This window comes from Oceanobacillus halotolerans, from assembly GCF_010993955.1.
GTDB classification, from domain to species: Bacteria; Bacillota; Bacilli; order Bacillales; family Amphibacillaceae; genus Oceanibacillus_A; species Oceanibacillus_A halotolerans.
This window is the reverse complement of sequence record NZ_WIXL01000008.1, coordinates 22,583-43,998: the sequence shown is the minus strand read 5'-3', so window position 1 is coordinate 43,998 and position 21,416 is coordinate 22,583. Positions and strand designations below refer to the sequence as shown.

General features: G+C 35.8%; 25 protein-coding genes. All 25 read right to left on the bottom strand.

Annotated features, from left to right (window positions below; translation table 11 throughout):
• Nucleotides 1-10 precede the first annotated feature (10 nt).
• Nucleotides 11-508, bottom strand: a complete 498-nt coding sequence (locus tag GHC26_RS10600) for a chemotaxis protein CheD (protein ID WP_226376918.1) — start codon at nucleotides 506-508, stop codon at nucleotides 11-13.
• Nucleotides 501-1,133, bottom strand: coding sequence for a chemotaxis protein CheC (locus tag GHC26_RS10595; protein ID WP_163971242.1), 633 nt, complete (start codon nucleotides 1,131-1,133; stop codon nucleotides 501-503). The genes GHC26_RS10600 and GHC26_RS10595 overlap by 8 nt, the downstream gene beginning before the upstream one ends.
• A 5-nt stretch (nucleotides 1,134-1,138) precedes the next feature.
• Nucleotides 1,139-1,609: a chemotaxis protein CheW gene (locus GHC26_RS10590; protein ID WP_163971241.1), complete on the bottom strand. Its 471-nt coding sequence runs from the start codon at nucleotides 1,607-1,609 to the stop codon at nucleotides 1,139-1,141.
• A gap of 18 nt (nucleotides 1,610-1,627) precedes the next feature.
• Complete coding sequence (locus tag GHC26_RS10585) at nucleotides 1,628-3,658, bottom strand: chemotaxis protein CheA (protein ID WP_163971240.1); 2,031 nt, start codon at nucleotides 3,656-3,658, stop codon at nucleotides 1,628-1,630.
• A 2-nt stretch (nucleotides 3,659-3,660) separates the two neighbouring features.
• Complete coding sequence (locus GHC26_RS10580; RefSeq protein WP_163971239.1) at nucleotides 3,661-4,731, bottom strand: protein-glutamate methylesterase/protein-glutamine glutaminase; 1,071 nt, start codon at nucleotides 4,729-4,731, stop codon at nucleotides 3,661-3,663.
• Between the two features lie 5 nt (nucleotides 4,732-4,736).
• Nucleotides 4,737-5,546: a MinD/ParA family protein gene (locus tag GHC26_RS10575; RefSeq protein WP_226376917.1), complete on the bottom strand. Its 810-nt coding sequence runs from the start codon at nucleotides 5,544-5,546 to the stop codon at nucleotides 4,737-4,739.
• 43 nt (nucleotides 5,547-5,589) lie between these two features.
• Nucleotides 5,590-6,711, bottom strand: coding sequence for a flagellar biosynthesis protein FlhF (gene flhF, locus GHC26_RS10570; RefSeq protein ID WP_163971238.1), 1,122 nt, complete (start codon nucleotides 6,709-6,711; stop codon nucleotides 5,590-5,592).
• On the bottom strand, nucleotides 6,708-8,741 hold the full coding sequence (flhA, locus tag GHC26_RS10565) for a flagellar biosynthesis protein FlhA (protein ID WP_163971237.1): 2,034 nt from the start codon (nucleotides 8,739-8,741) through the stop codon (nucleotides 6,708-6,710). Before flhA ends, flhF begins: the two co-directional genes overlap by 4 nt.
• A 20-nt stretch (nucleotides 8,742-8,761) precedes the next feature.
• Entirely contained in the window at nucleotides 8,762-9,850 is a 1,089-nt protein-coding gene (gene flhB, locus GHC26_RS10560) for a flagellar biosynthesis protein FlhB (RefSeq protein WP_163971236.1), read from the bottom strand.
• Between the two features lies 1 nt (nucleotide 9,851).
• A complete protein-coding gene (gene fliR / locus GHC26_RS10555) occupies nucleotides 9,852-10,631 on the bottom strand; it encodes a flagellar biosynthetic protein FliR (RefSeq protein WP_163971235.1) in 780 nt (259 codons plus the stop codon).
• Between the two features lie 6 nt (nucleotides 10,632-10,637).
• Nucleotides 10,638-10,907, bottom strand: a complete 270-nt coding sequence (gene fliQ, locus GHC26_RS10550) for a flagellar biosynthesis protein FliQ (RefSeq protein WP_163971234.1) — start codon at nucleotides 10,905-10,907, stop codon at nucleotides 10,638-10,640.
• Nucleotides 10,908-10,948: 41 nt separating this feature from the next.
• Nucleotides 10,949-11,614: a flagellar type III secretion system pore protein FliP gene (gene fliP, locus GHC26_RS10545; RefSeq protein WP_163971233.1), complete on the bottom strand. Its 666-nt coding sequence runs from the start codon at nucleotides 11,612-11,614 to the stop codon at nucleotides 10,949-10,951.
• The gene (locus tag GHC26_RS10540; protein ID WP_226376916.1) at nucleotides 11,607-12,302 is read right to left on the bottom strand and encodes a flagellar biosynthetic protein FliO; all 696 of its coding nucleotides are present in this window, start codon (nucleotides 12,300-12,302) and stop codon (nucleotides 11,607-11,609) included. The genes fliP and GHC26_RS10540 overlap by 8 nt, the downstream gene beginning before the upstream one ends.
• 16 nt (nucleotides 12,303-12,318) lie before the next feature.
• Entirely contained in the window at nucleotides 12,319-12,681 is a 363-nt protein-coding gene (locus GHC26_RS10535; RefSeq protein WP_163971232.1) for a response regulator, read from the bottom strand.
• A 22-nt stretch (nucleotides 12,682-12,703) separates the two neighbouring features.
• Nucleotides 12,704-13,909 carry a flagellar motor switch phosphatase FliY gene (fliY, locus tag GHC26_RS10530; RefSeq protein ID WP_163971311.1) on the bottom strand — a complete coding sequence of 402 codons (1,206 nt, stop codon included), beginning with the start codon at nucleotides 13,907-13,909 and terminating at the stop codon, nucleotides 12,704-12,706.
• Nucleotides 13,902-14,900, bottom strand: a complete 999-nt coding sequence (gene fliM, locus GHC26_RS10525; protein WP_163971231.1) for a flagellar motor switch protein FliM — start codon at nucleotides 14,898-14,900, stop codon at nucleotides 13,902-13,904. Before fliM ends, fliY begins: the two co-directional genes overlap by 8 nt.
• A 32-nt stretch (nucleotides 14,901-14,932) precedes the next feature.
• Nucleotides 14,933-15,331, bottom strand: coding sequence for a flagellar basal body-associated protein FliL (gene fliL, locus GHC26_RS10520; RefSeq protein ID WP_318937002.1), 399 nt, complete (start codon nucleotides 15,329-15,331; stop codon nucleotides 14,933-14,935).
• Nucleotides 15,332-15,348: 17 nt separating this feature from the next.
• Nucleotides 15,349-15,564: a flagellar FlbD family protein gene (locus GHC26_RS10515; RefSeq protein WP_163971229.1), complete on the bottom strand. Its 216-nt coding sequence runs from the start codon at nucleotides 15,562-15,564 to the stop codon at nucleotides 15,349-15,351.
• A 60-nt stretch (nucleotides 15,565-15,624) separates the two neighbouring features.
• Nucleotides 15,625-16,719, bottom strand: a complete 1,095-nt coding sequence (locus GHC26_RS10510) for a flagellar hook-basal body complex protein (protein ID WP_163971228.1) — start codon at nucleotides 16,717-16,719, stop codon at nucleotides 15,625-15,627.
• A gap of 82 nt (nucleotides 16,720-16,801) precedes the next feature.
• Nucleotides 16,802-17,179 (bottom strand): TIGR02530 family flagellar biosynthesis protein, encoded by a 378-nt coding sequence (locus GHC26_RS10505; protein ID WP_163971227.1) that lies wholly within the window; start codon nucleotides 17,177-17,179, stop codon nucleotides 16,802-16,804.
• A 1-nt stretch (nucleotide 17,180) separates the two neighbouring features.
• On the bottom strand, nucleotides 17,181-17,687 hold the full coding sequence (flgD, locus tag GHC26_RS10500) for a flagellar hook assembly protein FlgD (protein WP_404821786.1): 507 nt from the start codon (nucleotides 17,685-17,687) through the stop codon (nucleotides 17,181-17,183).
• Entirely contained in the window at nucleotides 17,688-19,004 is a 1,317-nt protein-coding gene (locus GHC26_RS10495; protein ID WP_226376920.1) for a flagellar hook-length control protein FliK, read from the bottom strand.
• A 38-nt stretch (nucleotides 19,005-19,042) separates the two neighbouring features.
• Entirely contained in the window at nucleotides 19,043-19,642 is a 600-nt protein-coding gene (locus tag GHC26_RS10490) for a MotE family protein (protein ID WP_163971225.1), read from the bottom strand.
• A 5-nt stretch (nucleotides 19,643-19,647) separates the two neighbouring features.
• Nucleotides 19,648-20,094: a flagellar export protein FliJ gene (gene fliJ, locus GHC26_RS10485; protein WP_163971224.1), complete on the bottom strand. Its 447-nt coding sequence runs from the start codon at nucleotides 20,092-20,094 to the stop codon at nucleotides 19,648-19,650.
• Nucleotides 20,091-21,413, bottom strand: a complete 1,323-nt coding sequence (gene fliI / locus GHC26_RS10480; protein ID WP_163971223.1) for a flagellar protein export ATPase FliI — start codon at nucleotides 21,411-21,413, stop codon at nucleotides 20,091-20,093. The genes fliJ and fliI overlap by 4 nt, the downstream gene beginning before the upstream one ends.
• Between the last annotated feature and the right edge of the window lie 3 nt (nucleotides 21,414-21,416).

Below are 21,416 nucleotides of genomic sequence, written 5' to 3'. Positions count from 1 at the left end.
TACTTTTACATTAAATTGTTTTCAGTTCTTTGTTAACAGTTCGTATGGCTAGTTCACCTGTAGCTGGATTAAATTCAATGGTTCTTCCACTGTTTCCTCCAACATCCATTGCGACAATTGGAATATTATATTCCTTTAACTTCACTTTTGTTGCATCAACATTTCTTGGTCCAATTCGCATCATTTCAGAAGGAGATGCGAATTGAAACATTTCTGCTCCACCAGCCAGTTTCGCTTTTAGAGCATATTTTTTTGCACCTTTTTGGAGAAGTTTTTCTATTAAGCTATCAATCGCTGTATCAGCATATTTGAACGTATTAATTGAGTTTCTTTTAGCTAATGTTGAATCAGGTAACATAATATGAGCTAATCCAGCAATTTTTTTGGATAAATCATAGATTACAATACCCACACAGGAACCTAAACCAGAAGTACGAATAATATCTGGGGCTGTAACAATATTTAAATCTGCAATACCTACTTTAACGATTGATTTCATATTATCCATCATGTTGTATTCCTAATGCAGAAAATATTTTATCAAAAGATTCAGGATCTGGTAACAGGAAAAAGTGCCCGTGTATACCACTTGTATCCTTATCATTAATGGTTGTATCAATGACAATGGCATAATCTGTAACTTGCGACAGCTCCAATAACCCTACAGTTAAAACAGCTCCTGCCATATCAATACTCAAGTGTGGGATCGATGGTTGCATCATTATATTTGTAAAATCAGATAGTGCTGATAAATAAGAACCTGCTAATATATTACCTATCTCATGTAATGCGGAGATTGCTATTTTACTTGGTTCTTGATCGTCTAATAGCGTGAAGCTAGGATCATTTGTAATCTCTCTTACTAAATATTCCGCTTCCTTAATAGATAATAAAAAGTAAACAGTACCTGGTGCTTCTCCTTGGATACGAATAAAAATGGCAACTATTGGTTGATCAGGTCCTCCAATTAAGTCCATTAGATCATCAAAAGCCACAATATTAACAGATGGCATCTCCATCTCTATTTTTCGATTGATAATTGCTGACATGGATGTAGCTGCATTTCCTGCTCCGATATTACCTATTTCCCTTAAGACATCTAATTGTTCATTAGAAAGTTGTTTGAAATCCATTGGACTTACCCTTCTACTGTTTTCAGTTCATTTATTTCTTCTTTCGATAGCACTTTTGGCAAATTTAATAATATTAGAAGTCGATTATCTAATTTTGCTACTCCATCTATATAGTCTGCATCAACAGTACCTACCACTTCTGGAGCAGGTTCAATAGCATCTTCTGGGATATCAATTACATCATTAGCAGCATCCACAATCAATCCGACTTCCATATCATCCAAGTAGACAATAATGATACGTGTTGATTCGCTCATTTCACTTGCTTCTATTCCAAAGCGAGCTCTTAAATCAATAATTGGTGTAACAACACCACGTAAATTGATTACACCTTTTACGAAATCTGCCGTTTGAGGCACACGTGTAATCGGCTGCATGCGTTCAATGGAGCCTACTTGTTGAACGGATACAGCATATTCCTCATCCTTCAATTGAAATACAATAACCTTTTTATCATTTGTCATTTCATTTTCCATGTTAAATCCCCCCAAAATTTATTTTACAAGTACATTGCTATCGATAATTAAGGCAACTTGACCGTCACCTAATATCGTTGCTCCTGATATAGCAAAGGTATTGGATAAATAATTACCTAATGATTTTAATACTACTTCCTGTTGACCAATAAAAGAATCTACAACAAGTGCAGTCATTTTATCACCCTTCCGAACAATAACAACTGAAATATAATCTTGATCGGCTATTGTTTGTTCGGTTTCAAACACTTCATTTAAGAATGTTAGTGGTACGATATTTCCTCTAAAATCAATGACTTTCTTATTATGTGCATGCATGATTTGACTTTTTTGGATAATTGCCGTTTCGATGATAGAAGACAATGGGATCGCATACGTTTCATCACTAAGTTCTACTAATAAAACAGACATAATGGATAATGTTAACGGTAGTTGTACAGAAAAGATTGACCCTTGATTTTCTTCAGCATTTATTGTGATGTTGCCACCTAGTGATTCAATTGTATTTTTTACAACATCTAACCCTACACCACGACCTGATATATCAGAAACTGAATCTGCAGTAGAAAAACCACTTTCCATAATTAATTCATAGATTTGTTGATTGGTTAGATTATTAGCTGTACTTTCCGTAATAACCCCATTTTCCAATGCCTTTTTTAATACTTTCTCTTTATTGATCCCGGCACCATCATCTGATATTTCAATAAAGACATGGTTACCACTATGGTATGCTTGTAGTTTAATAGTTCCTTGTGTTGGTTTTCCTTTTTGCTTTCGTACATCAGGCGTTTCAATGCCGTGATCGATTGCATTACGGATCAAATGGACTAATGGATCTCCAATTTCATCGATTACAGTCCGATCTAGCTCTGTTTCAGCACCAATAATCTCGATATCAACTTCTTTTTGTAAATCCCGTGCTAATTGACGAATCATTCGTGGGAAACGGTTGAATACTTGGTCAATTGGAACCATTCGCATGGTGAGAATTATATTTTGTAAATCACCCGAAACCCGTGTCATTCGTTCTACTGTTTCTTGTAAATCATTATTATTTAACTCCGATGCAATTTGTTCTAAACGTCCACGATCAATGACCAGTTCTTCGAATAAATTCATCAAAATATCCAATCGTTCAATATTGACACGAATTGTTTTACTTGTCGGTTTTTTGGATTTTGCTTTCGGTGCCTTATCAGATTTATCCTCTGTTTTTTCTTTTTTCTCCTCAAAAGTTAGCACTGATGACTGTTCTTCTTGATCGATAAGTTGCTGTTTGTATGCTTCAACTGAAAAAAGATTTATCGTAACATGTTCGATTTCGGACACTTTTTCGATACTTTTTTGAATTTCTTCTTTACTTGATTGTGATACGAAAAGTACAGTAAATGAATAATCAAAATTTTCCTCTTCTAGATCGGTTACAGGTGGGGTTGATTTAATAACTTCCCCTAACTTTTCAAGTACTTCAAAAACCATAAAAACCCGTGCACCTTTTAAAAGACAATCCTCTCGTAACTGGACTGTAACCTCATAATTATGAAAGCCACGGTCGCGGGACTCCTCTAGAATCGATAATTCAAATTCATCCAAGTTTGAAGTAGTAGTATCAGTTTCTACAGTACCCTCTACCGTCGCTGCAGCATCATTTTCCTTCGTTACAACTTCACCGTTTTCAATTTTTTCTAGATTAGCAACGATTGTACTTACATCACCTTTTCCATCTCCACCGGCAGCAATATCTTCTATCATGGCATTAAGGTTATCCACTGCCTGAAAGATAACATCCATGATGGTAGCGTCAATTTTTATCCGTTCATAACGGATCCCATCAAAAACATTCTCTAGTTTATGTGTTAAATTTGCAACATCTTGGAATCCCATTGTTGCAGACATTCCTTTTAGTGTATGTGCAGCACGAAAAATCTCTTCGATTAGGTTCGTCTCGGTTGGGTTTTTCTCCAATTCTAGTAAATAATTATACAGATCCTCTACATGTTCTGTACTCTCATCAATAAACACATCTAAGTATTGTGATGTATCCATTCTTACATCCCCCCTGATTTATTACCAATCCTTGTTATGTAATCTCCTATTTGATGTAAATGAACCATTTCGTTTACATAATTAGTTTTGACAGCTGCTTTTGGCATTCCATAGACAATCGCTGAGTCTGCTGATTCGGTAATGACAATCACTTGATCATCCTTTTCCTTTAATGCCTTAATGCCAATCGCACCATCCGATCCCATACCAGTTAAAATAACCGCTATTTTCGTAATGTTCCTTATATCTGCCAATGATTCAAATAGTGTATCTACAGACGGTCTGTGTCCATGTCGCAAAGGATCTTTTGTAAGCTCAATTGCTAAAGATGTACCTGTCTGTCTCACTTTCATATGGTAATCTCCTGGTGCTATATAAGCTGTTTTCTCTCGTACAATTTCCCCGTGATTTGCTTCTTTTACATGTATATCTGTTAATGTATTTAATCGATCTGCTAACGATTTTGTAAAGCCCTGTGGCATATGTTGTACAATGACAATAGGGGTTGTAAAATCATTAGGTAGATCTGTTATCACGCGCTGTAACGCTCCTGGTCCTCCGGTAGAAGTTCCGATTGCAACGATTTTCTTTTCATTATTATTAATAGATTGATAGATCACTTTTGTCGTTGCTTTTAAATTAGTAGCTTCAGAATGCATCCCTTTATGTGGTTTAGTTTGAGAGGCTGTAACAACCTTTTCAATAATATCGTCTTTTAATTTCATAATGTCCAATGAGATGGAGCCTGATGGTTTTTGAATAAAATCAATTGCACCTCTTGTAATTGCCTGTACTGTTTTGGACGCTCCTTCACCTGTCACACTTGACAACATGATTGTTGGTGTAGGTATTAACTTCATAATATGTTCTAGCGCTGTTATTCCATCCATTACTGGCATTTCGACATCTAACGTAATGACATCAGGTTTCAATTGTTCGACTTTTTGAACACCATCGGCTCCATTTCTAGCAGTAGCGATAACTTCAATACGATCATCACTTGCCAACATATCTTGGAGCATTTTTCTCATAAAAGCAGAGTCATCAATTATAATTACACGTATGGGATTCATCGAAATTACCTCTTTATAAAATGTTTTAATTTCTGTACAAATGTAAAGGGATCCTGTTTGTTAGCATCACTTGTATCAGTAATGTAATTTCTAGTAACTTGTCTTATTGCTTTGGAAACCATTGCATGATCATTTAATAGTGTAAAGGGGATTTGTCTCATAACCGCATTTGTAACGACTTTGTCATCAGGCAAAACCCCCATCATATGAATCGTAACACCTAGAAACTGTGACACAACACGCTGAAATCTTTCTAGTGCTTTTTTACCATCTTTAAGACTTGGAGTTCGATTCATTATGATATATATCGGCATATTCTTTTTGTTATTCAAGATATGTTTTACCATACTATAAGCATCTGTAATTGATGTTGGTTCTGGTGTTGTGACAACAAAACACTCATCAGATGCCATAATAAATAGCAAGCTATCCTGGGTAATCCCTGCACCCATATCAAAAATAATATAATCATATACCTCGATTAGTTGATCATACTGTTGAAAAAAATAGTCAATTTTCGTTTGATCTAACGCAAAAAAATTGGTTAAACCAGTTCCTGCTGCAATATAGGATAAGCCTTTAGGCCCTGATTCAATAATATCATAGATTGATAGTTGTTTGGTAAACATATCAACAATTGTTTGCTCTGCCTGTAACCCTAGTAAAATGTCAATGTTTCCCATACCTACATCCAAATCAAAGATAAGTACCTTTTTCTTATATTGTATCAATTCCAATGCGAAATTTAATGCTACATTTGATTTTCCAACCCCACCTTTACCACTCACAACCGAAATGGTTTTCCCTTTCTTCATGCTATTCATCCTTTGAAGTTTATAGCGTAAATTCGCCGCCTGATCACGCATCACGATACGCCTCCATTATCAGATTACTTATATAAGAAGGAGAAGGTTCAATCAAATCATCGGGTACATCTTGACCGTTCGTAATATATGCTACCCCAATGTTGTTTTTCAGTGCTGTAGTGAAGATACTCCCGTATTGTGTTGTTTCATCAATTTTGGTGAAAATCAACTCTTTAATTGGAATATGATGAAATTGTTCGTAAATCTCTTGAATGTCTTTTGCTTTTGCTGTAAGGGATAGAACTAGATAGGTTTCAATATCATCATTAAAATCAATATTGCTTTTTAACTCATGGACAAACTTCTTATCACGGAAATTTCGACCAGCAGTATCTACCAAAATCAAGTCATAATCAGAAAATGATTCAATCGCTGTTTTATACCCATCTAAATCATATGCAACCTCTAATGGTACGTCTAAAATTCGTGCATATGTTTTCAATTGTTCAATTGCTGCAATCCGATACGTATCTGCTGTGATAAACGCAACTTTTTTCTTTTTTGATAACATGTGCATTGCGGCAATCTTGGCAATGGTCGTGGTTTTTCCAACCCCTGTTGGTCCAACAAAATGAATTACCTTTTTTTCCATCGTAATTCCTTCGAATGTTACTGTTTCTAACTTTCTTTCCATTTCTTTTTTTGTTTCTGAAAATACCATAGATTGCTCTGGTTCCATTTCCTTCTCTTCAAACGTCTTCATCACTTCATCAATAATTTCTTTTACTAGACCCTCTTCTACTTCTTGATCAATCAAATATTGGAATGCTGTTTGATAAACTGGTTTATAGGTGTTATCCAGCTGCATAGATTGGGTACTGACCAGTTTTTTTAACTGTTTTAACTCATTTAATATATCTTGATCAGTTGACTCTTTCGGCTTTAACGGTTTCTTGTCATCTATGTTTTTTTGCTTCGTCTTTATTTGTTTTGGTGCCTTTGGTTGTGGATCAAGTGCTGCAATTACTTCAATATTTCGTTTCTTAAAGAAGCCTAAAAATCCACCTTTATATACTTCCTTAGAATTTAAAATAACGGCTTCTTTTCCAAGTTCTTTTCGGACTTGGTTCATTGCTTCTGGCATTGTTGGTGCAATAAATTTTTTTACTTTCATGCTACATTCACCACCCCGACACTTTGAACATGAACACTTGGTTCTAGTTCATTATAAGATAAGACAACCACCTGTGGTAAAAATCGATCAAGAAGCTGCTTCAGATACATTCGTATTGCAGGAGAGCATAAAACAATCGCAGTCTCCTCTTGTAACGTTAATTTTTCTACCTCTTCATGGATTGTTTTAATAATCGTTTGTTGTGATTCTGGATCAAGCGCTAAATAATTTCCATGCTCTGTTTGTTGTATATTTTCTGCAATCATTTTTTCAACTGCTCCAGATACGGTTATAACATTGATAGACATATCCTCAGATGCATACTGTTTCGTTATTTGTGAAGCAAGCGACTGTCGTACATATTCTCCTAATAACTCTGTATCATTAGTCATTTTTGCGAAGTCTGCTAATGTTTCAAATATAATCGGTAAATTTCGTATAGACACATTTTCCCTTAATAGTTTAGCAAGTACTTTCTGGACATCTCCAACTGACAATGGTTCTGGTGTCACTTCTTCTACGAGTATAGGGTAATTTTCTTTTAGATGATCGATCAGTTCTTTCGTTTCTTGACGTCCTAGTAAAAAATGTGCATGTTGCTTAATTGCTTCCGTTATATGTGTGGAAACCACAGATGGCGGATCTACAACCGTATAACCAGATAATTCTGCTTCATCCTTTTGCTCTTCTGAAATCCATTTTGCTGGTAATCCAAAAGCTGGCTCTTTGGTATCTATTCCTTCAATGGCGTCATCATCCATATCTGGTGTCATCGCAAGATAATGATCTAATAATAGTTCACCAGAAGCAACTTCATTTCCCTTCACCTTTAATCGATACTCATTTGGGTTAAGTTGAATATTATCACGTATCCGAACAACTGGAACAACCAATCCTAGTTCTACTGCCAATTGTCTCCGAATCATGACAACACGGTCCAACAGATCGCCACCTTGACTAGCATCTACTAGCGGAATTAATGAATAACCAAATTCAAATTCAATTGGATCCATTGTTATTAAATTGATGACATTTTCAGGTGATTTCATTTCTGATGCCTCTGTTTCATCATCTTCTTCTATATCTGGTACATCTTTTTCATTGGCTTGTTGCAACAATAAGTAACCACTAAGTGCTAATAAACCTGCTAAAATAGTCGTTAAAAAGAAGTTTATTGGCGTTAATCCTAAGAAGAAAATGGTTCCTGCTGCAATAAATAATAATTTTGGGTATTGTAGCAACTGCTCAGTGACATCACTACCTAGGTTACCCTTACTACTTACGCGTGTGACAACAATTCCTGTTGCAGTAGCAATTAATAAGGCAGGGATCTGACTAACAAGACCATCCCCTACTGTTAAACGCATATACGTATTAATTGCTTCCTGAAAGGATAAGTCCATTTGAACCATGCCAATAATTAAACCAAAAATAATATTTATTAAAACGATAACGATCCCAGCAATTGCATCTCCTTTAACAAACTTACTAGCACCATCCATTGCCCCATGAAAATCAGCTTCATTTTCGACTTTTTCTCGTCGTTCTTTTGCCTGTTGTTCTGATATTAAGCCAGCATTTAAATCAGCATCGATACTCATTTGTTTCCCTGGCATTGCATCTAATGTAAAACGTGCTGCTACTTCTGATACACGCTCAGCACCTTTGGTAATTACTAAGAATTGAATAATGACTAGAATAATAAATACAACAAAACCTACTAAAGGATTATCTCCAATTACAAATGTTCCAAACGTATCGACAACACCACCAGCATCAGCCTCCGACAAAATAGAACGCGTAGTCGAGACATTTAGTCCTAATCGAAATAAGGTTAATAGCAATAAGAGAGAAGGAAAGATTGAAAACTGTAATGCTTCTTGAGTATTCATGGATACAAGAATAACAATTAGTGCTAACGATATATTACATAAAATAAGAATACTTAAGAGCCACCCAGGTAATGGGATGACTAACATGATAATAATTAATATAACAGCTAAAAGAACGGATAAATCACGTGCCTTCATGAGGTGTCTCTCCTTATTGCTTAAACTTTATTTTCTAATCGATAAACATAGGCTAATACTTCTGCTACAGCTTGATAAAATTGTTCTGGTATGACATCCCCAATTTCAATCACATCATACATGGACCTAGCTAATGGTTTATTTTCAACCATCACCACATCATGCGCTTTAGCAATTTCTTTAATTCGAAAAGCTAAATGATCTGCACCTTTTGCTATCACATATGGAGCACTTGCCTGATTTTCATCATACCTTATAGCGATGGCAAAATGGGTTGGGTTCGTAATAACGACATCTGCTTTTGGGACTTCACTCATCATTCGTCGGTTTGCCATTTCTCTTTGTTTTTCTTTAATCTTGGATTTGATTAATGGATCACCTTCCGTGTTCTTGTACTCGTCTTTAACGTCCTGTTTAGACATTTTCATGTTTTTCTCATAATCATATCGTTGGTAAACATAATCAAAAATAGATAAAAACAATAATGCTATAGCAGTTGAAATCCCCATGATAATGGTTGTTTGTCCAAAAAAAGCTACTGCGTTATCGGCATTTTTAAATGCGAGCATCATCATATCATCTTTAAATAACCAAATAACAGCAAACGTAATGACCCCAATAAAAACAATTTTAAAAAGGGACTTTAATAACTCCACAAGTGCACGAACGGAAAATATACGTTTTGCACCCTGAATTGGATCAATTTTTTTGAGATCCATTTTTAATGGCTCCGTTGTATAAAGAAAGCCAATTTGTGTTAAGTTAGCAGCTAGCCCAGCAATAATGGCTACAATCATGATCGGAGCAAGCATTTTTGCCATTTCAATGGATCCACTAACAAACACTTGATAGACGGATTGTTCGGTTACATTCCACTCGATATATTCCGTAAACGTGTATTCAAATAACGTTGTCAGATTTTCTTTCATCATACTGCCAAATACAAATAAAACAATGAAACTACATAACAATAATATTGCTGTATTAACATCTTGACTTTTGGCCACTTTCCCTTTCTTTCGTTCATCTTGTCTTTTCTTCGGAGTTGCTTTTTCTGTTTTTTCGCCAGCTCCCCCTGCAAAAAATTGCAAATCTAGTTTCAATTGCAAGTTAAGCACCTCCGAATAACTGCATTAGTGTACGAATTGCTTCAAACATAAAGCCAAACAAATTCTTAACAAGAACGACATAAAGACTAAGGAAAATGAGTATAACAAGAAAACTAACTAATATTTTTAACGGTAACCCAACAACAAACACGTTTAATTGTGGAACAGTTCGAGCAATAATCCCTAGCGCAACATCCACTAAAAACAAACAGCCCACAATAGGAATAGCTATTTGAAATGCGATTAGAAACATTTTATTAAACGTTTCGATGACAAACATGACATTCTCTTCATTCTGAAAAGGAACAAACGCATCAATTGGAATTAATTGGTAGCTATAAAAAATTCCATCTATTAATAAATGATGTCCATCGACCGATAAAAGAAATAGTAACGCAAAAATATAGAAATACTGACCAATTAACGGGCTTTGAGCACCAGTTTGTGGATCTACCACATTTGCAATGGCAAATCCCATTTGGAAATCAATAAAACCGCCTGCAATTTGTACTGCAGAAAGAATAATATAGGCAAGTAACCCAATCAATAACCCTACAATAATTTCTTTGATTAATAGTAGTAGAAACTGTTCATCAAACATTAGATCTATTGGCTCAATAGTATAAAACATCACCATGGCAAGAAAAAAACTAAATCCTACTTTAAATTGTGTTGGAACTGTCCGATAAGAAAGTAAAGGCATTGTTACGAAAAATGCCATCACACGAACAAAAACTAGTAAAAACATCGGAACCGTCGAAAAGTTGATCATGTCTAACATAGTCGTCTACCCTACAAATCTATTTAAGTTTTGAAATAGATTTTCTGTGAAATCAAGAATTGTTGTTAACATCCAAGGACCAAAAAATACTAACCCTACTAACACAGCAACTATTTTTGGAATAAAGGCAAGTGTTTGTTCTTGAATTTGTGTTGTGGCTTGGAATATACTAACTAAAAGCCCAACCGCTAATGCTAACAATAATAAGGGACCTGTTATCAATAATATGGTATAAACGCCATTTTCAGCTAACGCTAAAACATACTCCCTACTCAAGCAAACACAACCTCCTTTTGGAACAATTTATAAACCTAACATTAAAAACCCTCTAGTAATGAGTGTGTAATTAAGTACCAACCATCTACTAAGACAAACAATAGTATTTTAAATGGCAAAGAAATCATTACTGGTGGTAGCATCATCATTCCCATAGACATTAGAACACTGGCAACTGCCATATCGATAATTAAGAAGGGAACAAATATCATAAAACCCATTTGAAATGCGGTTTTTAACTCACTAATCGCAAAAGCGGGCACTAATGTTGTTAATGGAATATCCTGTACAGTTTCTGGTCTATCCATCTCTGCATAATTCATAAACAGTGCTAAGTCCTTTTGCCTTGTATGTTGAGCCATAAAGTCTTTTATTGGTATACTGGCTTGATCATATGCCTCGTCTAATGTTATTTCTTCATCAAAAAGTGGCTGTAATGCCTCTTCATAAATCTCACTAAATGTTGGAGCCATGATAAAAAAAGTTAAGAACAATGCTAACCCAATCAACACTTGGTTTGGAGGCATTTGTTGTGTTGCTAATGATGTTCGCACAAACGACAAAACGATGACAATTCTTGTAAAACTAGTCATTAAGATTAAAATTCCAGGTGCTAATGAGAGAACGGTTAACAATAATAATAATTTGACAGATGTTGCAACAGATGATGGATCAGAATTGGAAAACATATCAATAAATTCATTCATGGTAATCTTCCTTATGCTGGTTCATGATTTTTTTGCGTTGTTGTTTCAGTTGATCTAACTCTGTTGTAAACAACTTTTTAAATGTTTGGTTGGATTGGTTTGTACTACCATCGTCCTTAGAAGGATTTGATCGTTTTTGTAAAAAGGAGGATATAAACCCATTTGGATCAAAACCTCCCACATCCTTCTGTTGCGTTAAATCATTAATCAGTTCTTCATCCGTTATCTCTTGTAACATTTCGATGTTGTCCCCTACACCAATTACAAAAAAGCGTGAGCCGATACGTATAATCTGAATGGACTTATTTGTTCCAACTGATATGCCACCAAGGTTATCTAATGCTTTCACATTAGAAAATAGCTTATTTCGCTTATTGACAAACTTTAATAAAAAGTAAATGAGTGCTAGTACTAATAGTAAAGCGAAAATTAGCTTGATAAAATCAAAAAATAAAGGTCCAGTACTTCCGCCAACTACTTCATCATTCCCATTTCCATTACTTTCCTCATTTGTTTCGTTTTCTGTGTCATTAATCGATGAAGGTTCTTCATCGGGACAATCTGCACCTTCTTCTAAACAGTCCGATACATTTGGTATACTTGGTGTTTCTGCCTGTACAACAGATACCATGCTACTTACTAGGAGTATAAATAGCATACATATACGTAGATAGGTCTTTGTATTCACCATGCTCACTCATTTCTTAGTTCAACGCCTTTTGGATTGCTTCAATCACACGATCTGCTTGAAATGGCTTCACAATAAAATCTTTAGCACCGGCTTGAATCGCATCAATTACCATTGCTTGTTGCCCCATAGCAGAACACATAATTATTTTTGCATCTGGGTTGGATTGTTTAATTTCTTTTAATGCTGTAATTCCATCTTTTTCTGGCATTGTAATATCCATTGTGACAAGGTCAGGTTTTAATTCATTATACTGTTCAACTGCTTCATTTCCATCCTGAGCCTCTCCAACTACTTTAAAGCCGTTTTTCTCTAGAATATCCTTGATCATCATTCGCATAAATGCTGCATCATCTACAATTAAAATACTATTAGCCATTTTGTTACATCCCCCTAGTAATCTATTTTAATTTCATTAATCTTTCGGATTGACTTAAGATGTCACTAACTCGTACACCAAAATTTTCATCGATTACAACCACTTCCCCTTTTGCAACTAATTTATCATTGACAAGTATATCAACAGGTTCTCCTGCTAATTTATCAAGTTCAATAATCGAACCAGACGTTAAGTCGAGAATGTCTTTCACAGTACGTTTCGTTCTTCCGAGTTCTACTGTCACTTTTAACGGTATGTCCATTAACATATCAAGGTTACGTTGTTCATTCTTATTTAACGCTTCCTGTTCAAAATTAGAAAAAGTGGCTTGTTGTATTTGTGCGTTATTTTGATTCAGTTGATTTCCTAAAAATTGTGGTTGTGCATTCGTTGCTTGCGGTTGATTTGCCATTGAAGTACTTGCTACCGCTGGTTCAGGCTGAGCTGTATCTTTCACTGGCTGTTCCATCGTTACAGCCGCTTCTTCTTTTGCGATATTGGCAAAATCCATTTCTGGTTGCGTTTGATCTTGAGTAGATTCTGTTAACTCCGTTGGGTTTAGCAATTGTCCTGCTAGCTCCTTAGCAAATTGAACTGGAATCAACTGCATAATATTAGAGTCTATCAAATTACCAATCTTTAGCCGAAATGACACTTTAACAAGTGGATCGTCATCCAATGGTGCCTCATCCTTACGATCAAGGTCTATTTCCTCAATAGTAGGTGGTGATATGTCAACACGTTTGCTAAAAACAGTAGACATACTTGTTGCTGCAGCACCCATCATTTGATTCATCGCTTCTTGGACAGCACTAATATGAATTTCATTTAGGGTCTCATCTGGATTTGTACCATCTCCACCTAGCATAATATCAGAAATAATGGTAGCATCCTCTGTTTTCATAATAAGCACATTTTGGCCTGAGAACCCTTCTATATAGTCAACTTGAATTGTAATATGGTCAAAGTTCAGCGCTTCCTTTGCTTCTTCAAGTTTAATCACCGTTACTTCAGGTGTTGTGATATCTACTTTTTGATTTAATAGTGTTGATAGTGTTGTAGCAGAACTACCAAACGAAATATTTCCAATTTCACCCAATGTATCTATTTCAATTGTTGATAAGTAATCTTCTACCTTTTCTTTATTGTTTGGGGTTTCGACTTCCTCCTCGTTCCCTTTTAACAGTGCATCTATTTCATCTTGGGAAAGCATTCCATCATCATTCATCAAATTCATTCACCCCTTTTATATCCTCCAGTACTTGTGCAGATAATTTATTTTTATATTTACCTGGCTGTACATAAAATTTTGGTTCCTTATTAATAGTTAAGGTTAATGGTTTTTCAATCGATTGGTCTAAAGCAATAACGTCCTTTTTTTGTAGCTGCAAAAACTGCTCTATATTAATAGAAGCTTTCCCTAATATTGTTGTCGCTTCTACCTCTACTTCTTGAATATTATCTGTTAATTTACTATACGCTTCAGGATCACGATCTTTTGGTTTCGATTGCATCCAGTAATGCGCGGACAGTTTTGAAATTATAGGCTCTAATACAATATGGGGAATACAAATATTAATCATGCCACTTTCATTCCCGATTGTCGTATTTAATGATACAACAATTACTGTTTCATTAGGAGAAACCATTTGCAAAAACTGTGGATTTACTTCAAAATCCTCTAACACTGGATCAATTTCGATTAGCGATTCCCATGCTTCTTGTAAATTAACAATCGACTTTTCAAATAACTGTGACATTAATAACGTTTCAATTTCGGTCAACTTTTCTACTTTACTGACACTACTACCTCTTCCGCCAAGTAATCGATCTAGCATCGAATAGGCAATATTGGGATTAATCTCCATTACCATGCGCCCATCTAACGGGGCAACACTATATATATTCAATATGGTCATTTCAGGAACAGACCTTATAAATTCTTCATAAGGGATTTGATCAACCGACGCAACTGAGATATTGACATATGTTCGTAATTGCGCGGAGAAAAAGGTTGTTAATAACCGAGCATAATTTTCGTGGATACGTGCTAACCCCCGAATTTGATCTTTCGAAAATCGTAACGCACGTTTAAAATCATACACGCGAACTTTATTTTCTTTTTCTTCTTTCTTTAATTCATCGGCATTCATTTCACCCGAAGATATGGCTGATAATAGTTCATCTATCTCATTTTGCGACAGTACCTCTTCTACCAAGAATTCCTCACCTCCATATTGGAGTTTTAAGCCTATTGTAAAATCTTATTAATCGTATATACATCGGTAACTTTACCCTCTGTCATCAATTCATTTAGCCGTAGCTGTACGACATCTTCAATATCAGATAGGCCTGCTTTAAAATCTTCCTCATTCATGGTTGCTAACTCTTTAATTAAGATATTTTTCAACTGAAATTCACGCTTGGAAATTTCTTCTTTTGCATCTTTTCCATCCGTCACAATTTGAAATTGAATCCTTACAAATGTACCATCCTCTAAATCGGTCGTTATATCTGATGTTTCATAAGAGTATTCCACTATATCATCAATGGTTTGTTCACCACTAGCTTCTTTTTCATTTGTAAGGTATAAGAAAACAGCAAGGGCTATGATGCCAATTACGAGTAAACTAATAAGTGAAGTGATCATTGTTTTCACAAGCCCACTCAATCTTCATCACCTACCTGCTGTTGCCATCCAACCAATCCTACACGCCTATAAAATGATGTTACCAACTCCATAACGGTTGCTTCTGAGTCTTTCACAACTAATTTTTTTCCACTTGTTAAGGTAATTGTCGTGTCTGGATGGGACTGTATTTGTTCGATCATAAATGCATTTAAAGTAAATCGTTCACCATTTAATCTGGTTAAGCGAATCATAAATTGGCGGGAGTACCGAGAAGTCAGAAATTACTTAAATGGTACTCCCTCCCCCCTTACTTATCTTTTTAAGTTAACAAGTTCTTGTAATATTTCATCTGATGTTGTAATGATTTTGGTATTTGCCTGGAATCCACGTTGTGCTGTTATCATCTCTGTGAATTCTTCCGATAAATCAACATTAGACATTTCCAGTGCACCACTAACAATAGAGGCAACACCCTCTGTTTCTGGGATCGATAACCCGTTATAACCAGCATTTTCACTATTGAGGAAAAGGTTGCTTCCTGCTTTTTCCAGACCTGCTGGGTTAGAGAAATTAGCGATAGCAACTTGACCAGCGACTTGGGTTTGTCCATTTTCGTCAATGTAATTAACAGTTCCGTTAGTTTGGACACTGAAGCTTTGAGCTGTGTCAGGGATGTTGATTGGGCTGGTAACAAATGGATTGATTTTTCCCTCATTAACATCAAGAGTGGTGCCATTAATACTAGCGGATATTGTTTCATCAAGGGTGATCGTTATGTCCTCACCATTTAATAGATAAGTATCATCAGTATTAGGTGATACATTATTATTACCTAGATTACCTTCTTCATCAACTTCAGTTACACTTACAATATTATCTTCATCTGAAATGACCAAAGCTAATGGATTACCTTCTTCATCATTGATAACACTTGCTGTTTGTCCTTCTCCAGCTGCCGAGAACCCCATCAAATAAAGACCTTGTGGATTCACAATGTTTCCTGTCTCATCTAAATAAAAATTCCCAGCACGTGTATAGGATACACTAACATCATCTAGGTTCACATTACCTCCATTCCCCTCAAATCCTTCCGCAACCACAAACATCCCATCTCCTTCTAAGGCAAAATCAAGTGGATTGTTTGTTGTTTGGCGGAAACCTTGGGTATGAATATTATCAATTGATCCAAGTTGTGAACCTAAACCAACTTGTGCCGGGTTTACCCCACCTCGTGTATCTGTTGGTCCTTGTGCACCAGAAGTCATTTGACTCATCATATCTTGAAATGTAACCCGCCCTTTTTTAAAGCCAGACGTGTTCACATTTGAAATGTTATTTCCGATTACATCTAATTTGGTTTGGAAGTTTTTCATTCCAGAAATTCCAGCATACATTGAACGTAGCATTTTATCATTCTCCCCTTTTATTAAAATAGCGTGAAGCTGTATCAATCAGTCAACAGCTTAAGGCCTCCCAAAAGGGTCCAGCCTATTCATTAATTAGAATGGTTCCATTAATGTTTGTGAAAATTTTACTAGTTGCTTCTTCTCGATTCATTGCGGTTACAACGGTATTATTCTTTGTACTTACTAATAGTGCTGTATCATTTGTTAACACTAATGAATCGGTCACACCTTTTTGTTTTGCTTCTCCAATTTTTGCAGTAATCGTATTCCACTGTTTCTCATTCAATTGAATATTTCGTTCATCCATTCGTTGCTGTGCATGTTTACTCACTTTTAAATCTTGTTGTTGCTGCAAAATATCCCGAAAATTTAGGTTTGATGATTGTTTTGATTCCTGTTTTTTGACATTTGGGATATGTACTGTATGGTGTGGCTGAATGGAATGAATACGATGATCCATGTTATTCACTTCCTTCTATATCATCCACTTCAGATGAGGTTTCTTCACGCTCACCTGTCTCTTTTTGTGGTTCGCTCACTTTTACAACATCATCAGCATATATCTTTTCACCATTTTTCAACTCAAGAACGGCATAACCTTCATCTTGACTAACAGCAATTACACTGCTTTTTTCAATATCTTCTTGCTCCCCTGTTTCTTTGTTGTACCTTTGATAAGAAATTTCCTTTCCAATCATATGACTATACTCAATAATAGGAGAAACAGTTTGGTTTGCGACTAGCTGATCAATGGAGCTGGTCATATTCATCATTTGCTCCAGTGAAGAAAAAGATGCCATCTGTGAAATGAATTCTTTATCTTCCATTGGTTTTAATGGATCTTGATTTTGTAATTGTGTCATTAAAATTTTCAAGAATTCATCTTTCCCGAGATTAGGACTTGGTGTTCTTTCTGTCGTTTGATTTTTTAAGTACAAAGATGGATCTATGGTAGTCAATTTATTCACCTACACTTCCTCTTTTTGTAATATATCTTGGAATTGTGTTTCAAAATCCTCCTGCTCTCCTTCTCGATGTTCATCAGACTCATCAAATTGGTTTGACTGATCTTGATCTTGCTCGCTCATCGATTGATCTTCTTGATCGGCATTCAGATTTTGTGATTGCTGTGTTTGCAGATCCTGTCTTTCAATCGTTACTTGGTGTGGTGAAAACATGTTTTTTAACTGATGTAAGTTAGACTCTAACATCTCTTTTGCGGCTACCGATGAAACTAGAATTTTGACTGTCATTTCACCATTTACTTGTGTAAATCGAACCATCATATCTCCAAGTGTGTCCGGCTGTAACCTAATAGCGAGTTGTGAATTCCCATTACTCATCGATAAGAACTGACTTGTTTTCATTACTTTTTGGAATTCATTTATCAATTGTTGATCAACCGATTTAGATCTCTGTGTCGGATTCACCTGGATAACATATTGTTCAATTCGTGACATTGGTGCATTTGTTGTGAATGACACACCATTTGAATTCTCGGTATTTGCCAATTGATTCGAAAAGGCTTTTTGCAACCATTTCACTACATCCTTACTGGTGATTGTTGCATTTGCATTATATTGCTGTTTGGCCACCAGTTGATCCCGCTTTTGATACGCTTGAATTAGCTCTTTCCAAATTGCTTGTTCTTTTGACGACTGATCTACTTTTGAAAAGGCAGTATCAATTAACGTATTTGATCCTTGTTGGGATTGCAATTTTTTATCTAGTGCTGTCCATTGTTCTAATAGCTTTAGAATAGATGGTGCTATTCTTTGTATATCCTGCAGAGTTGATGCTTTCTGCACATCTTGTAGTAATGGCACTATTTTTTTAACAAGAGCTGCTAACTCACTTTGCACCTGTTCGTCACTAGAAATTAAATTTTCCACTTTTTGCATGATCGGATTACCGATTAACATTGAATCATTTTCTGTACGTTGAATAGGCATTTGATTATCTAGTAATGTACCTAGCTTTTTCAATACCTCTTCCTGTTTGTTAAAATCACTAGATTCAAGGAGCTTTGATAATTCACCTAACTGACTGTGCTCACCATTTTCTATTTGTGACAGCATATCCATTACAGAATCCTTTACATTGTCAGGCAAGGATGAGAGAAGTTCCATCAAGTTCCATTTATCATCCGATTCATTTCCCTGCATTTCTCCTAATAAACGTCCAAAAGCATTTCCCTCATTATTTACTGGTTTACGCAGATTAGATGATTGAACTTGCAAACTAGATGCTTGCTTGGGAACCAATTGTTGAAAAACCATTGCCATTCCATTCACCTTTTTCACCCCCTTTCAAGGTAAGTTATTTAGTTACTTTCAACAAATGACTGTGTTAATTCAGCTGCGATCTCTGGGTCCATTTCATCAAAAATACTACCACGCACATCATCAGAAATTTCTTTTAAAATGGATACAGCTAAGTCTGTTCCCATTGTTTCCATAATGGATGCCGCTTGTCCATTATCCATCTCTTCAAATGATTTAGCGATCGTTTTCGTCGATTCTGAAGATGATTGTTCTTCTGCTGTCTCAGCTTCTGCGTCCTCTATATTCCCCTCTAATCGAGCTATTTCTTGTTCCATTTGCTCAATAATCGATTCAAATTGTCTAATTTCTTGGTTTAAACCCTCTATCTCTTGATCCTTACTTGCCAACTGTTCTGTCAACTTTTCGTTATTATTGTCGTCTTTTGTTTCTTCTTCCCTTTCCTCTTCTGTTGTGACAACATTCGATAAAACAGGGATATTATTTACTTTCTCTTTTGTCCAGTCCAAAACATTAAATCCTGACACAGATAAAATAATAACCGTTAACGTAATGACAACGATGAGTGGAATAATAATTGCAAAAAAGAACCATACAATCGGATGTAATTTCTTTTTTTCTTCTTTTGCTTGATTTGCCATAATATTCACCTAGTCTGATAGCTTAAAAATTGTTGAACTGATGTTTCATCCATCGCTATATTTTCCATTTGCTTTTGCCTTGCTGCTTGTTTTTGTTCACGGTTTTCAATAAGCTTCTCAAATTTTTTTACTTCTACGTGTGCTTTGGTTAATTGATCCTGTTTACCATTCATTTGGTTTCTAGCCTGTTGTACTTTTTGTTGTAAATGTACAATCTGTTGACTTAAGCGTTCAATGTAGTTTGATTGTTCTTTTAATCTATCAATTGGTGCCGTCGATTGTAAGTAATGATCATAGGCTTTTTCAGCATCTTCTTTTTTCTTTAAAAGTGTATATAATTGTGTTGCGATATCTTCAAAGCTATCCATCGCATGTTGATAAGCCTTTTGTGCATCTTTTTTTTCTCTTTCTCGTATGTGTAAGATTTTTGTTAAGGTTACTGTATTTGTCATCTTTTAGCACCCCCAAGAAGCAGTTGTTGCATTTGTTCAATGGACTCTTGCAACGTATGGTAATCGTGAATCCCTTGTTTTAAAAAGTCTTGAATTTTTGGATAGTACATAATGGCTTTATCAATCGTCTGATCAGTACCACGTTTATAGGCTCCAATTTGAATTAGTTCACTATTTTCTTCATAAGTTGCTAGTAGGGTTCGGAGCTGTTGACTTGCATCCAAATGTTCTTTGGTTGCGATATGATTCATCACACGACTAATAGATTTTAAAATATTGATAGCGGGAAACTGTCCTTGTTCTGCGAGCTTGCGATCTAGTACAAAGTGACCATCTAATATTCCCCTGACTGTATCTGCGATAGGTTCATTCATGTCATCCCCATCTACTAACACGGTATAAAAGGCTGTGATAGTTCCCGTATCGCTTGTACCAGTTCGTTCTAATAATTTCGGTAGTGTAGCAAAAACAGATGGTGTATACCCTTTTGTGGTTGGTGGTTCCCCTGTAGCTAAACCTACCTCCCGTTGTGCCATTGCTACTCGAGTAACTGAGTCCATCATTAAGTTCACTTGAAAACCTAAATCTCGAAAGTATTCACTAATGGCTGTTGCGGTATATGCTCCTTTAATACGCATTAATGCGGGTTGATCTGACGTGGCAACTACAACAATTGATTTTGCAAGACCTTGTTCGCCTAATTCGTTTTCAATGAATTCACGGACTTCACGTCCACGCTCTCCGATTAGAGCAATAATATTAATATCTGCACTACTATTGCGAGCAATCATCCCTAGTAGTGTACTTTTTCCAACACCACTTCCTGCAAAAATACCAATTCGTTGGCCTTTTCCTACCGATAACATCGTATCAATCGCTTTTACCCCTACTTGAATAGGCTCAGAAATTGCTGTTCGTGATAAGGGGTTAGGTGGAGATTGTTCTGTTAAATAATTCGAAAGACCTTTTGGTAATTTAGAACCATCTAAAGGTCTGCCGATGGAATCAACTACTTGTCCGATTAGGCTTCGGCCAATTTTAACGGTCAATGGTTTTCCAGTTGATTCAACTAAACAACCTGGTCCTATTTCTCTCACTTCACCGTATGGCATTAAAATAATTTTTTCTTTTTTAAATCCAACCACTTCTGATAAAACAGGTTGCTTTCGTTGATTTGCTGTATGGATATAGCACACATCCCCAATGTTTGCATCTGGTCCTTGTGATTCAATCATCAATCCGACAATTCGCAACACTTTTCCATACCGTTTATACGTATCGACTTGTTCAATGGCAGCTTCATACTGATTTTTATACATCAC